The organism is uncultured Aurantimicrobium sp. (assembly GCF_936931525.1).
Taxonomy (GTDB): Bacteria; Actinomycetota; Actinomycetes; order Actinomycetales; family Microbacteriaceae; genus Aurantimicrobium.
In genome coordinates this window covers 1-14,263 of record NZ_CAKZII010000158.1, presented here as the reverse complement: position 1 = coordinate 14,263, position 14,263 = coordinate 1, and the positions used below count along the sequence as shown (strand labels likewise).

Annotated in this window: 11 protein-coding genes; all 11 read left to right on the top strand. The window is 55.4% G+C overall.

Annotated features, from left to right (window positions below):
* Positions 1-38: 38 nt before the first annotated feature.
* Positions 39-1,808 carry a penicillin-binding protein 2 gene (locus Q0362_RS07890; protein ID WP_298122285.1) on the top strand — a complete coding sequence of 590 codons (1,770 nt, stop codon included), beginning with the start codon at positions 39-41 and terminating at the stop codon, positions 1,806-1,808.
* A 45-nt stretch (positions 1,809-1,853) separates the two neighbouring features.
* The gene (locus Q0362_RS07885) at positions 1,854-3,425 is read left to right on the top strand and encodes a Mur ligase family protein (protein WP_298122282.1); all 1,572 of its coding nucleotides are present in this window, start codon (positions 1,854-1,856) and stop codon (positions 3,423-3,425) included.
* Positions 3,422-4,828, top strand: coding sequence for a UDP-N-acetylmuramoyl-tripeptide--D-alanyl-D-alanine ligase (gene murF, locus Q0362_RS07880; RefSeq protein ID WP_298122280.1), 1,407 nt, complete (start codon positions 3,422-3,424; stop codon positions 4,826-4,828). The genes Q0362_RS07885 and murF overlap by 4 nt, the downstream gene beginning before the upstream one ends.
* A complete protein-coding gene (gene mraY / locus Q0362_RS07875) occupies positions 4,825-5,919 on the top strand; it encodes a phospho-N-acetylmuramoyl-pentapeptide-transferase (RefSeq protein ID WP_298122275.1) in 1,095 nt (364 codons plus the stop codon). The genes murF and mraY overlap by 4 nt, the downstream gene beginning before the upstream one ends.
* 10 nt (positions 5,920-5,929) lie before the next feature.
* Entirely contained in the window at positions 5,930-7,426 is a 1,497-nt protein-coding gene (gene murD / locus Q0362_RS07870; RefSeq protein ID WP_298122273.1) for a UDP-N-acetylmuramoyl-L-alanine--D-glutamate ligase, read from the top strand.
* Entirely contained in the window at positions 7,404-8,726 is a 1,323-nt protein-coding gene (locus tag Q0362_RS07865) for a putative peptidoglycan glycosyltransferase FtsW (protein WP_298122270.1), read from the top strand. Before murD ends, Q0362_RS07865 begins: the two co-directional genes overlap by 23 nt.
* Positions 8,723-9,805, top strand: a complete 1,083-nt coding sequence (locus Q0362_RS07860; RefSeq protein WP_298122267.1) for a glycosyltransferase — start codon at positions 8,723-8,725, stop codon at positions 9,803-9,805. Before Q0362_RS07865 ends, Q0362_RS07860 begins: the two co-directional genes overlap by 4 nt.
* A 66-nt stretch (positions 9,806-9,871) precedes the next feature.
* Positions 9,872-11,269, top strand: coding sequence for a UDP-N-acetylmuramate--L-alanine ligase (murC, locus tag Q0362_RS07855; protein ID WP_298122264.1), 1,398 nt, complete (start codon positions 9,872-9,874; stop codon positions 11,267-11,269).
* A gap of 260 nt (positions 11,270-11,529) precedes the next feature.
* The gene (locus Q0362_RS07850; RefSeq protein WP_298122261.1) at positions 11,530-12,423 is read left to right on the top strand and encodes an FtsQ-type POTRA domain-containing protein; all 894 of its coding nucleotides are present in this window, start codon (positions 11,530-11,532) and stop codon (positions 12,421-12,423) included.
* 139 nt (positions 12,424-12,562) lie between these two features.
* Entirely contained in the window at positions 12,563-13,747 is a 1,185-nt protein-coding gene (ftsZ, locus tag Q0362_RS07845; protein WP_298122258.1) for a cell division protein FtsZ, read from the top strand.
* Positions 13,748-14,263, top strand: a 516-nt coding sequence (locus Q0362_RS07840) for a YggS family pyridoxal phosphate-dependent enzyme (protein ID WP_298122255.1), incomplete at its 3' end; no start/stop codon positions are given.

The following is a 14,263-nucleotide window of genomic DNA, read 5'->3' as shown; positions in this document are numbered from 1 at the left end:
AACAGCAAGAAAATCCCAGCAGTGTTTAAGGAACGTGTGTGAGAACCAATCCGGTCAAATTCCGCGCAACTCTTGTGCTGGCGTTTGTGGTTTTCTTGGTTGCCGTTTTTGTTATTCGGCTGGTTGATATTCAAGTTATTCAAGCAGCAGCGCTGACCCAGCAATCGGTTGATAAGCGCTCAATTCCGACCACGGTCTATTCCAAGCGTGGGCAGATCACAGATAGAAACGGCACCGTCCTCGCCGATAGTGTGATGCGCTACAACGTCACCGTTTCTCCCAAAAACGCGAAAGATTTCTTGCGTCAAACTGACCGTTCAGAGGTCACCATCACCCCTCAGCAAGCTGCCATCGAAATTGGAACACTAACCGGGCAGAAGCCTGAAGAGATTCTCAAGATCATTGCTGATGCACTTGCTGAGAACCCCAAGTCCGATTTTGCCTACATCAAGAAGGCCGTTGACGTGGATACTTTCCGCGCTCTCAACGCTCTCGAAATCCCGTGGCTCTTCTATGAACAGGCTCCAGGCCGCACGTATCCCAATGGAGCTGTGGCCGGAAACCTTCTCGGCTTTGTAGGTGCTGACGGTTCTGCACAGGCAGGTCTAGAGACTGGCTGGGATAGCTGTGTTGCTGGCGTGAATGGCGAAGAGATGTATCAGCGTGGAGCTGATGGTGTTCGTATTCCTGGCAGCACCGTGACGAGTGTGAAGAGCCAAAATGGTGGCACACTCAAGCTCACCATTGATTCGGATTTGCAGTGGTTTGTGCAGCAGTCGCTGGCCAAGCAGGTAGACAAGTACTCGGCCGAGTGGGGTATCGCAGTCGTCCAAGAAGCAAAGACAGGCAAACTACTCGCTGTTGCTGATTACCCCACGCTGGACCCCAACAATGTGGATGCCACCGCTGATGCTAATCGTGGTTCTCGCGCGTTCATGAGTCCGTATGAGCCTGGATCGACCATGAAGCCCATCACGGCATCGATGTTGATCGATACCGGTTTGGCTACCCCAGAAACTCAGGTCTGGGATCCCTATTACATGAAATTCCCCAATGGCGCAGAAGTGACCGATGCTGTGATGCACGGCACGTTGCCTCTGACCTTGACTGGTGTCTTAGAACAGTCCTCCAACGTGGGAATGTCTCAGCTCGGTGACACGTTGGCCCCAGATCAACGTTATGACTACATGCTGAAGTTTGGTCTGTCCTCCGTTTCAGCCTCAGGTTACCCAGCAGAATCTGCAGGTATCTTGGCATCCTCTGATGCCTGGGATAACCAGACTCACTACACCGTCACCTTTGGCCAGGGTGTTGCCACGACTGCCATCCAGATGTCGAGCGCCTATCAAGCCATCGCAAACAATGGAAAGCTCATCCCCGCCACTTTGGTAGAGAGCTGCACCATGCCAGACGGAACCGTGGTCAAGCCCGACGTTCCTGAAACTACTCAAGTCATCAAGCCTGAATCCGCGAAAACGGTCATCGGCATGATGGAAAACTTTGTAACAAAGGGCTGGATTACCAAGGAAGTATCTGTCCCCGGTTATCGCGTAGCGATGAAGACCGGTACTGCACAGCAGCCCGATGGTGCTGGTGGCTATAAGGCAGAATATGTTGTTTCCAACATGGGCATGATCCCAGCCGATGACCCGCAATACATCATCACTGTCGTGATTGCTGAGCCCAAGATTACGTTCACCTCAATGGTCTGTCCTCCAGTATTCAAAGCTATTGAACAACAGGTCATCAAGCGTTACCGCATCAAGCCATCTCAGGGTGAAGCACCGGACTTCCCAATCCGCTTCTAAGCTCTCCCCAGACGTAGACTTGAGGCAAGGAAAGGTGGTGCTCGCGTGGGTGCTTTTGTGGGGTCGTTAAGGCCTGAGCATCCTCAGCCACGAGCGCTGGCAGGACTGGTCACCGAATTAGGTCTTTCATCAGAAGATTCACTCGAAGATATCGAAGTCACCGGTATCACTCTCACCACCAAAGATGTTCGCCCCGGTGACATTTTTGTGGGAATGCCTGGCGCCAAGGTGCATGGTGCACGCTTTGTTTCTGCTGCTGTCGAGGCAGGTGCTATTGCAATTGTCACGGACTCTGAAGGCGCCGAGATCGCTCAGGGTTGCGGCATTCCTGTTGTGGTTGTGCCACAGGTTCGCCAGTCTCTTGGCCACATTGCGTCGTGGATCTATCGCACCCAAGAAGTTGATGCCACGGTCTTTGGCGTGACCGGGACAAACGGGAAGACCTCGGTTGTTTATATCCTTTCGGCACTGCTGAGCCAATTAGGGCTCAAGAGTGGCCTGAGTTCCACAGCAGAACGTCGTATCGGGGATGTAGCTATGGTCAGCGGTCTGACCACCCCAGAATCCACAGAAGTACATGCACTACTTGCTCGAATGCTGGAATCTTCTGTTCGAGCTGTGTGCCTAGAAGTCTCTGCTCAAGCGATGAGTCGTCATCGCGTGGACGGCATTCACTTTGACGTGGTGGGTTTCACCAACCTGAGTCACGATCACCTTGATGATTACGCCTCCTTTGAAGACTATTTCGCGGCAAAAGCAGAGCTCTTCAGCTCTGATGTGGCAAGCAGGGGAGTCATCACTGTCGATGACGAATGGGGTGTTCGCCTGGCTGAGGAAACCCATATCCCGGTTACGACGGTGGCAACCATTCCAGGTTCAGTTGGGTGGGCAACTGCTCAGTGGAAAATGACCGTGACAGCACAGTCACAGAGAGCAACCTCCTTTGTCCTGACAGGACCTGATAGTCGAGAGCTCACTGCTTCGGTGCCATTGTTGGGTAGTTTCATGGCATCCAACGCGGCTTTGGCAATAGTCATGCTGGTGGAATCCGGTTTCGATCTTGAACACATTGCCCATGCACTCGGAAGTGCTGGGGTAATTGATGTCGTCGTTCCTGGTCGTACAGAGATCGTTTCTGGAGATTCCGGCCCCGTTTTCTACCTCGATTACGGTCACACACCTGATGCTTTTTCTAGTCTGCTGACAGCTGTGCGAGAGGTCACACCTGGAAAGGTTGTGTTCCTCTTTGGTGCTGATGGGGATCGAGACACTACCAAGCGTCATGCCATGGGAAAGATTGCCGCTGAGGGCGCAGACGTTGTGGTGATTACGGATTACCATCCCCGCACAGAAGATCCTGCTGCCATTCGTGCTGCTTTGTTGGAGGGCGCTGCGGCTGCACGTTCTTCTGCCACAGTGATTGAAGAAGGTGATGTTCGCACTGCAATAGCTCGAGCAATTGCCCAAGCGGGGGCGGGGGACGCCATCGTCTATGCAGGCCCTGGCCATGAAACCGAACGTGAAGTTTCCGGTGGAACTATTCCCTTCAACTTCCGCGAAGAAATTACAGCTGCTCTCTCCGAGGCGGGCTACACACCTCAAGGAGAGACATCATGATTTCGATGACGCTGGCAGACATCGCGGCAACCATGTCCGGAACACTCGTTCTGGGTAGTTCTGGAGCGACTGCAGACACTGTTGTGTCTGGGTTGACCGACACCGACTCGCGCTTGATCACACCCGGCGACATTTTTGTGGCGAAACCTGGCGAGGTCACCGATGGTCACTTGTTTGTTCCTGCCGCAGTGGAGAACGGGGCTGCAGTGGTCATCGTGGACCATGAGGTGGTCACGGATGTTCCACAGATAGTTGTTGCCGACACCGTTGTTGCCATGGGGGCATTAGCAACTGAAGTCGTTGCCCGTGTTCGTGCGGGAGGGAACCTCACCGTGGTGGGGATCACCGGCTCGAACGGGAAGACCACCACCAAAAACCTTGTTGCCACGATGTGTGAACAAGTTGGGCCAACTGTTTATCCTCGTGACTCTTTCAACAATGAGGTGGGCGCACCCATCACGATGCTGAAGGTCTCTGAAGAAACCCGCTATCTCGTTCTGGAATTAGGGGCCAGCGGGAAAGGTCACATCACGCGTCTGACTGACATGGTTCAGCCAGACATTGCAGTGGTGTTGATGGTCGGTCTTGCCCATGCCGGAGAGTTTGGCGGCGTTGAGGTCACTGTGGAGTCCAAACGAGAGCTCGTAGAAGCTCTCGGGGACCAGGGTGTCACCATTCTCAATGCGGATGATCCTCGGGTGATGTCGATGGAATCCGCAGCTCCGGGCAGGGTCATCACGTTCGGCCACAATCCTTCTGCCGACGTTCGTGTTTCGGATATTTCCTCGAGCATCACTGGCACAGAGTTTGATCTGCACACGCCAGTGGGGCAAACCCATGTCAGCTTTAAAGTCCTAGGAGAGCACCACGCGATGAACGCGGCGGCAGCTACTGCAGTCGCACTGGAACTGGGGTTTGACCTTGACCTCATCGTGTCCTCCCTGCAGTCCGTTACACGCGCCGAACACTGGCGCATGGAATTGATGGGTGGCAATGGCGTCACCGTCATCAATGATGCCTATAACGCCAGCCCGGACTCGATGGCTGCCGCATTGAAGACCCTGCGTCAGGTTGCAGGCCCAGACAATCGCACCATCGCTGTGCTCGGTGAAATGGCTGAACTGGGCGAATATGCCGGTGAAGAACAGGACCGCTTGGCACTGCTCATTGTTCGTCTGGGAATTGACCAACTCGTCGTCGTGGGCGATGGAGCCCGACGACTTCACATTTCCGCCATCAACGAGGGTTCGTGGGACGGTGAGTCGAAGTTCTACTCGACCCCTGATGAGGCTTACGATTACCTATCGAGCCTGCTTCGCGCAGGAGATATTGTTCTGGTGAAATCGTCGAACTCGGCGAAGCTCCGGTTCCTGGGAGATCGACTAGGGGAGGCATACGCGTGAGTACCCTACTTCTCGCCGGCGCACTCTCACTGCTCTTCACCCTGTTGATGACTCCGGTCTTCATTCGGATCTTCCGCAAGGTGGGCTGGGGACAGTTCATCAGCGATGGTGGCCCCGATGCTCACCACGCGAAAAAGGGCACACCCACCATGGGTGGCATTGTCGTTGTTGTGGGTGTCATCATCTCCTACTTCCTGGCATCTCTTCTCACCGGTTCAACCATCGAACTCCCTGCGATTTTGGTGCTCTTCCTGATGACAGGTCTGGGTTTGGTGGGATTCATCGATGACTTCATCAAGACGCACAAACAGCGTTCATTAGGTCTGACTGGCTGGCCCAAGGTCTTTGGCCAGGTCATTGTCGCTGTGATCTTTGCTTTGTTGGCAATCAACTTCCCCGACGAAAACGGTGTCACCCCGGCGTCGATGAGTATTTCGTTTATTCGGAACACGCACTTCAATTTCGCGGTGCTTGGTGGGGGGCTGGCTATCGCAGCTTTCTTGGTGTGGATCATTTTGATTGTGACCAGTACCTCAAATGCAGTGAATCTCACTGACGGTTTAGACGGGCTTGCGACCGGCGCCTCAATCTTCACTATTGGTTCATTCGTCATCATTAACTTCTGGCAGCAGAACCAGTCTTGCTTCAGTGGCCGCCTCGACCCACAAGTTGCTTACAAGTGCTACGACGTGAGGGACCCACTGGATCTCGCCATCGTGGCAGCAGCCATAGTGGGAGGCCTGATTGGCTTCTTGTGGTGGAATACTTCTCCAGCGCAGATCTTCCTCGGAGACACCGGCTCCATGGCTTTGGGTGGCGCATTGGCCGCTCTGGCTATCTTGAGCCAGACCGAACTTCTCCTCATTGTTCTTGCTGGACTCTTCGTCATCGATACCGGTTCGGTTATCGTCCAGCGCGGTTACTTCAAGCTCACTAAGGGCAAGCGCATTTTCTTGATGTCGCCTATTCACCACCACTTTGAACTCAAAGGCTGGGCGGAAGTGACGGTCGTGGTGCGCTTCTGGATTATCTCTGCACTGTTTGTCATCACGGGTGTGGGCATGTTCTACCTCGAGTGGCTCACGCGCTAGTCGGTCACAGATGACCTCACCGCGCGATCTCAGCACCCTCACTAGTTGGCATGCCGACTGGGCAGGGTTACGCGTTGCCGTCTTAGGCCTGGGAGTCACCGGTTTCTCCGTTGCAGATACTCTTGCCGAGCTCGGTGCCCGGGTCATGGTGGTCGCTGCCGGCGCTGAGGAACTGCGCATCACCATGGTTGATGTCATTGGTGCGACCTATGTGCAAGAGCGAAGCGGGGAAGACATTCCCCACGAGCTAGTGGAGTTTGATCCCGAACTCATCGTTGTCTCTCCGGGATATCACCCAGACCACAAGATTTTGATGTGGGCGGCATCTCGACACCTTCCCGTATGGGGAGATATCGAGTTGGCTTGGCGTGTACGCGACAAGGTCAAAACTGCACAGTGGCTCATGGTTACGGGTACTAACGGCAAGACCACCACGGTTCAACTCACTGCCGCCATGTTGGCCGCAGCCGGCTACCGAGTTGCCCCCTGCGGCAACATCGGAGTTCCTGTTTTAGATGCTGTCCGTGACCCTCAAGGTTTCGATGTCTTTGTCGTGGAACTCTCCAGCTACCAATTGCATTGGATGACGGGCGTTCACCCTTATTCAGCAGCAGTGCTCAACATCGCAGATGATCACTTGGACTGGCACGGTTCTTTCGAAGCATATGTTGCTGCTAAAGCAAAGATTTATGAAAATACCCAGGTTGCGTGTGTCTATAACAAGGCAGACAAGTACACCGAGCGCATGGTGGAAAACGCCGATGTGATGGAAGGAGCTCGGGCAATCGGGTTCGATCTGGGTGCACCAGGTAAGAGCGATCTAGGCGTGGTTGATGGCATCCTGTGTGATCGCGCATTCTTGGATGACCGCCATTCCACTGCTCTGGAAATCACGACAATTCGTGACCTAGAAGAGCGTGGACTTGCCGCCCCACACATCGTGGCAAATATTCTCGCAGCCAGTGCATTAGCGCGCTCCTTTGGGGCTCCCACCGAAGCAATCTACGAGGCTTTGAAAACATTCAGTTTGGATTCTCATCGCAACGAAGTTGTTGCCACTGTGGGGGATGTCACCTGGATCGACGACTCGAAAGCTACTAACCCTCACGCGGCAGACGCATCACTGACGGCAAACCAATCCATCGTCTGGATTGTCGGGGGATTACTCAAGGGCGTGAACATCGATGACCTCGTTTCACGGCATGCACATCGCCTGCGGGGAGCAGTCATCATCGGTGTTGACCGAGAACCTGTGAAAGCAGCATTCGAGCGACACGCGCCCGGGGTCACCGCGCTCGAGGTTGAGGCGGATGACACTAGTGATGTCATGGTTCACGCCGTGAACTTGGCCGCAGATTTAGCACACAGCGGTGACGTGGTGTTGTTGGCTCCAGCTGCAGCTTCGATGGACCAATTCACCGACTACGCCGAGCGAGGACGCCTCTTCGCTCAGGCAGTTCGAGACAAAGTTGGAGGTGAGGCGGATGGCGACTCCGCCTCGCACTAACCAGCCCCGCAGACCAGCCGCTGCGCCGCGGGCAACTGCCCCGAAGTCAACGGCAAGACCAGCCCAGAAATCTTCTTCTGCACAGACCAGACCTGGTGGTTTGGCAACCCGGTTCAAGCTGGAAAAAGCTTTCCGCGCAGAATCTCCTAACTTTTATCTCCTTGCTGGGGTGACCTTGTTCACCGTGATCTTGGGTTTGATCATGGTGCTGTCAGCATCGGCTGTGGACTCGTTCTTGCAAAGCGGTGGGTTCTTTGTTGGATTCTTAACCCAAGCTGCTGCAGCGATCATCGCGCTGCCTTTGATGTTGGGAATTAGCCGACTTCCTCTGGTGTTTTTCCGCAAATGGGCCAATATTGCCCTTTTTGTGACGATTGGCCTTCAGCTCTTGGTGTTCACCCCCTTGGGTGTTGAATCAGGTGGTAACCGTAACTGGCTCGATATCGGTGTTCAATTCCAGCCTTCTGAGATGATCAAACTCACCATTGCGGTGTGGTTGGGTGTGAACTTGCCGGCAATCGTTGACCGCGTTGGCCCATACAGTTTCCGTATCTTCGGCGGAATCTTCCCGGTATATATCGCCATGTTTGTTGTGCTGCTGGGTCAAGACTTGGGAACAGTCATTATTTTGTTCGCCATTGTGCTGGGTTGCTTGGCTTTCTCGGGTGTAGCTGCCCGAATGATTGCCGTTCCGTTGGTGCTGGGCGCCATTGGTGTGATGTTTATGGCGTTAATTAGCCCCAACCGTATGGCGCGCATCATGTCGTTCTTGAATGAGAACTGCACCGACTACACCAACGCCTGCTGGCAGCCGCTTCACGGCAAGTGGGCACTGGCAAATGGTGGAATCTTTGGGGTGGGCTTAGGGCAGTCCAAGGCTAAGTGGTCTTGGTTGCCTGCTGCCGATAACGACTACATTTTTGCCATCATTGGAGAAGAGCTTGGCTTGATCGGCTGCATGGTCGTCATCGCTCTCTTCGTCATCTTGGCAGTTGCGTTCGTTCGGATTATTCGGATGGCTAATGACCCCATGGTTCGCATCGTGACTGGTGGAATCATGATTTGGATCGTGGGACAGGCATTCGTCAACATCGGTGTTGTTGTGGGCGTGCTGCCCGTCCTGGGTGTTCCATTGCCGCTCTTGAGCTCAGGTGGTTCCGCCCTCATCATGACCTTGCTCGCCATTGGTGTTGTGCTCTCCTTCACCAAGGAAGAGAAGCCTGTCAAACGTCAGCAAGGGCGCCCGCAGGTAAGACAGCGAAACCGTCCTGCAGCCAGAGCCCAGGGTCAGAGCCGATGACAAGTTATCTTCTCGCCGGTGGAGGTACCGCTGGGCACGTCAACCCCATGTTGGCGATGGCAGATGAAATTCGTTTGCGTGACCCACAGGCACAAATTGTCTGTGTGGGAACCGCCGAGGGGCTCGAAGCCACTCTCGTCCCTGCGCGTGGCTATGAACTCGTTGTCATTCCTCGCATTCCGTTCCCACGTCTTCGAGGATTCATTTCCTCCTCTCGAAACTTCGCGAAAGGGTGGCCCCAAGCCGTTTCGACAATCAGTGCGCTCATTCGTGAACGTGATGTTGATGTTGTGGTGGGCGTGGGCGGGTATACCGCTGCTCCGGCATATGCAGCAGCCCGAAAAGCAGGCATTCCATTTGTCATTCATGAAGCAAACGCCAAGCCTGGTCTTGCAAACCGCTGGGGCGCCCTACGCACTCCCTTCGTGGGTGTGACTTTCGCGGGCACACCCCTTCCGCACGCTGTGACGGTGGGGACGCCACTGAGGAAGGAAATCGAGTCTCTGGATATTCCTTCTCAGCGACGTCAGGCTCGCGCTCACTTTGGGCTCGAGGTTAACCGCCCCGTTCTCGTCGTTACCAGTGGCTCTCAAGGGGCTCGGTCGATCAACACTACGATTGCTGCCGCGGCTCACGACATCGTCGCTGCCGGCTACCAGGTGCTTCACATAGTGGGACAAAACAAGCCAGAATCACTCCCGTCTCTTCCTGGGTATGTCGCTCTGGATTATTGCGACCGCATGGATCTCGCACTCGCCGCGGCCAATATGGTGGTTTCCCGGGCAGGTTCGGCAACGGTGTCTGAACTCTCTGCACTAGGAGTTCCGGCAGTGTATGTGCCTTATCCGGTGGGTAACGGTGAGCAGCGCTTCAATGCAGCAGGTGTTGTCAAAGCGGGCGGTGGCGTACTTGTTGAGGACGCTCGGTTCACACCCGGATGGGTAGCTACTACGCTCATTCCTCTTCTGCGTGATGAGGCAGCGTTGGAAAACATGGGTACCCATGCAGCTTCGGTGGGAATGCGTGATGGAACAGCGCGCATGATGAATCTCATTGATGCCGCCCTGTCATCGGCTTAGCCTCAGCTTTCTGCGTTATAACGGAAGTCGGTAGCTTTTTGCTGCCATAGAGAAGAAAGCTCGCCTGTGATTAAGCCAGACCCCAGCGTTGTTGCCCCCGAAAATTTGGGCACCGTGCACATGGTGGGAATCGGCGGTTCAGGCATGAGCGGAATTGCTCGTCTTTTCTTAGCCAATGGCATCACGGTGACGGGCTCTGACGTGAGGGATTCCTCAAACATTCAGGCACTGCGCGAACTCGGTGTTGAGGTTCACATCGGACACGACGCGAACAACCTTGGTGACGCTCAAACTTTGGTGGTCACGGGAGCACTCTGGCAAGACAATCCTGAATATGTGCTTGCCCAAGAGCGCGGTCTCACCATCCTGCACCGCTCTCAAGCGCTGGAATGGCTCACCCGCGACTCTCGACTGGTCTCTGTCGCAGGGGCACACGGAAAGACCACCTCGACCGGAATGATTGTGACCGGCTTGCGAGAGCTCGGTGCTGACCCCAGTTTCGTCAACGGCGGTGTTGTTCAGTCTTACGGACTGAGCTCGGCTTATGGCGAGGGAGAACTGTTTGTCGTCGAAGCAGACGAATCAGATGGTTCTTTCCTGTTGTATGACACGTCGGTTGCGTTGGTCACCAACGTGGATGCCGATCACCTTGATCACTATGGATCGCTCGAAGCATTTGACCAAGCTTTTGTTGATTTCGCCTCTGCCGCGAAGGAACTTGTGGTCATCTCAAGTGATGACCCTGGTGCTGTGCGTGTAACCAGCAAGATTTCAGGACCTCGCGTGATGACCTTTGGTGAAGCAGCGCATGCTGATGTTCGCCTTGCTCACATTGACACCAGCACGGGGGGAGTGACCCTCACGATTGAATACCTGGGTACGAAATACACCGCCCAGCTCAAGGTTCCTGGACGACACAATGCCATTAACGCCGCGGGTGCTTTTGCCACCCTGGTGGGTCTAGGTTTTGACGCTGCTTCTTCCTTGGCAGGTATCTCTGAATTTGGCGGCACGGAGCGTCGTTTTGAACTTCATGGTGTTCGTCGAGGAGTGAGCGTCTATGACGACTACGCTCACCACCACACCGAAGTCAATGCTGTTCTCACAGCAGCCCGCACGGTTGTGGGCGAAGGTCGCGTGATTGCCGTTCACCAGCCTCATCTCTACAGCCGTACCCAACATTTCTGCGGAGAATTCGCACACACGTTGGAAAATGACGCAGATCTCACTGTGGTGTTGGATGTTTACGGAGCTCGTGAAGATCCTGTTCCCGGGGTGACCGGTGCATTGGTTTCTGAGAAATTCACCGACCAGTCCAAAGTTGCTTTCATCGCAGATTGGCAGGCAGCCGCCGATCACATCGCTGCAATTTCTCAGCCGGGTGACTACGTCATCACCCTGGGTTGTGGCGACGTTTATCGCATCATTCCGCAGATCCTGGCCTCTCTCGAAGCTACTGAGTAGATCTCGTGAAGCGTCCAGTTGGGCCTGGTGGAGTAACACCTCCGCCTCGGCCACCTCAATCTCAGGCTCGGCCTTCAGCTCAACCTGCACCGGAGCCAAAGCCTGCGAAGCGGGCTAAGCCAGCTAAGCCTCCTAAAGCTACCAAGCCGACTAAACCCACGAGAGCTGAGCGAAAAGCTCAGAAAGCGCGCGAGAAAGCCGCTGCCAAGGCTCCCAAGCGCCCTGTAGCGGTACCTGCACGCCCGGAGCGAGTTGACGCGGTGGGAAGTCGTGTTCAAGGAATTCGTCGCCCCACGAGCGAACCAGCGCGCCCAGAAGCTCCTGAAGTTCAACCACGCAAGGAAGCTCGTCGTCCTGCCCGACGGTTGACCAAAGCTCAAATCGAAGCGGCTGAAGCCAAAAGGAAGCTCAAAGAGGCCGTCAAGGCGCGTAAGGCATTTGAGCGCGATGAAGTGCGCCGATTTACTGCTCACCTTCGTCGCAGGAAGATTATTTGGGCGTCTATTGCGGGCTCTCTTGCTGCAGTCATGATTTTCGTTGGAATCGGTGTATTTACCCCGGTTCTTGCTTTACAAGCAGTTGTTGTTGAAGGTGCCACCCGCGTTCCCGCAGATCAGATCATGGCTGCACTGCAGCCTCAGATCAACAAGCCCCTTCCACTGGTGGATATGGGGGCTGTGAGAAAAGCTGTCGAAGCTCAACCGCTGGTGAAGAGCTACTCCACTGTGGCTGTTCCGCCACACACCCTTGTGATCAAGATTGTGGAACGAAGCCCGATTGGCTACGTCATGGTCAATAAGGACCTCACCATGGTGGATCCAGCCGGTGTTGTGCTTGAAGTTTCCACTGAACGTATCCCAGGTGTTCCCCTCATCACGGTTGAGGGCGGAGACGTGAATTCCAAGGGATTCAAGGCAGCTATTGATGTGATTTTGTCGCTGCCGAGTGCATTGGCAGGTCAGCTGGAAGAAGTCATCGCGAACACCACAGATGACGTCACCCTGGTGTTGACCGGTGGTGCTCGCGTCTTCTGGGGTGGTCCAGAAAATGCAGCAATGAAGAACCGTGTGTTGTCTCAATTGCTCGCTGTGAACCCCGTTGGCTCGGTCAGTGAGTATGACGTCTCGTCTCCCAAGACGGCTGTCGTTCGCTAATTATTTCCCCTATCTCGTTTCTTCTGGCGTGTCGCGCGAGGGAGTAGGTGCCTTCGACTTACTCTCAAATCAAGAAATGCATACTGAGCATAACTTTAAGGTTCGACTTGAACTTTAGGGTTCTAGCGGAGGCCACAACGTGTCAATGAATCAGAATTACCTCGCCGTCATCAAGGTCGTCGGCGTCGGCGGTGGTGGCGTCAATGCTGTGAACCGCATGATTGAGCTCGGTCTCAAGGGTGTTGAGTTCATTGCCGTCAACACAGATGCACAGGCACTCCTGCTCAGCGAAGCCGACGTCAAGCTCGACATCGGTCGCGAGCTCACTCGCGGTCTCGGCGCCGGTGCAGACCCCGAGGTGGGACGTAAGGCAGCTGAAGACCACGCAGAAGAAATCGAAGAAGCACTCGCTGGCGCGGACATGGTCTTCGTTACCGCTGGTGAAGGTGGTGGAACCGGTACCGGTGCCGCCCCCATCGTTGCCAAGATTGCCAAGTCGATCGGCGCACTCACCATCGGTGTTGTGACCAAGCCATTCGGTTTCGAGGGCCGTCGTCGTGCCGCACAGGCTGAGTCGGGTGTTGCCGCACTGCGCAACGAGGTCGACACACTCATCGTTGTTCCCAATGACCGCCTGCTTGAGATCAGCGACCGCAGCATCTCAGTACAAGAGGCATTTGCCACGGCAGACCAGGTTCTCCTGGCCGGTGTTCAGGGCATCACAGATTTGATCACGACCCCTGGTCTGATCAATTTGGACTTCGCAGATGTGAAGTCCGTCATGCAGGGCGCTGGATCCGCCCTCATGGGTATCGGTTCGTCGCGCGGTGCAGACCGCGCCATCAAGGCCGCCGAGCTGGCCGTAGCCTCACCCCTGCTTGAGGCCAGCATCGAAGGCGCCCGAGGCGTTCTGTTGTCCATTCAGGGCGGGTCCAACCTTGGCCTCTTCGAAATCAACGACGCAGCAGCGCTCGTGGGCGAAGCAGTGCACCCCGAAGCCAACATCATCTTTGGTGCCGTCATCGACGACACCCTCGGCGACGAGATTCGCGTCACGGTCATCGCAGCAGGCTTCGACGGTGGCGAGCCCACCCACAAGCCCATGCCGCGCAAGAACTTTGCGACTAGCGACACTGGTTCGGTCCTTCCCGCCGGTGAGAGTATCTACGCAGAGTCGACCGTGATCAGCTCGAGCACGGGTGTCTTCTCTGACGACGAGCTCGCTGCCGTTCTCTCGACTCCAGCAACCAACCAGCACGTCTCGGTCACCCCGGTTTACGCCGACATCGACGACGACCTCGACATTCCCGACTTCCTCAAGTAGGTGTCGCTAGCTCAGCGCCTGCAGTCGGTTCAGGCCGACATTGCAGATGCTGCGCGCGCGTCAGGGCGTCAGCCCGACGAGATCACGACCATTGTCGTGACCAAGTTTCACCCGGCCAGCCTGGTTCGTGATCTCTACGACCTCGGCGTGCGCAATGTGGGGGAGAACCGCCACCAGGAGGCGGAAGCTAAGTCTGCTGAGCTTTCGAGCCTGGAGGGTCTCACGTGGCACTTTATTGGCCAGCTGCAGTCGAATAAAGCAAAAGCCGCTCGCGCTTATTCCTCGGTCGTGCATTCGGTGGATAGCGCCAAACTCGCCCGCACGCTCGCGGCGGCAGAACCCGGCCCAGTTGATGTTCTTGATTGCTTTGTGCAGCTGAACCTCACTAATGATCCCGGTCGTGGAGGTGTGCAGCCCTCCGATGCTCTCCAGCTCGCTGAACTCATTGCCGCCGAGGAATCACTCAACCTGCTCGGAGTGATGGCTGTCGCCCCCCTCGATGAAGAACCTCGTGCC

Excerpts from the sequence above, each read along its gene's own strand:
- Q0362_RS07860 (WP_298122267.1), top strand. The coding sequence starts at position 8,723 with ATGACAAGTTATCTTCTCGCCGGTGGAGGTACCGCTGGGCACGTCAAC.
- murD (WP_298122273.1), top strand. The coding sequence starts at position 5,930 with ATGACCTCACCGCGCGATCTCAGCACCCTCACTAGTTGGCATGCCGAC.
- murF (WP_298122280.1), top strand. The coding sequence starts at position 3,422 with ATGATTTCGATGACGCTGGCAGACATCGCGGCAACCATGTCCGGAACA.
- Q0362_RS07865 (WP_298122270.1), top strand. The coding sequence starts at position 7,404 with ATGGCGACTCCGCCTCGCACTAACCAGCCCCGCAGACCAGCCGCTGCG.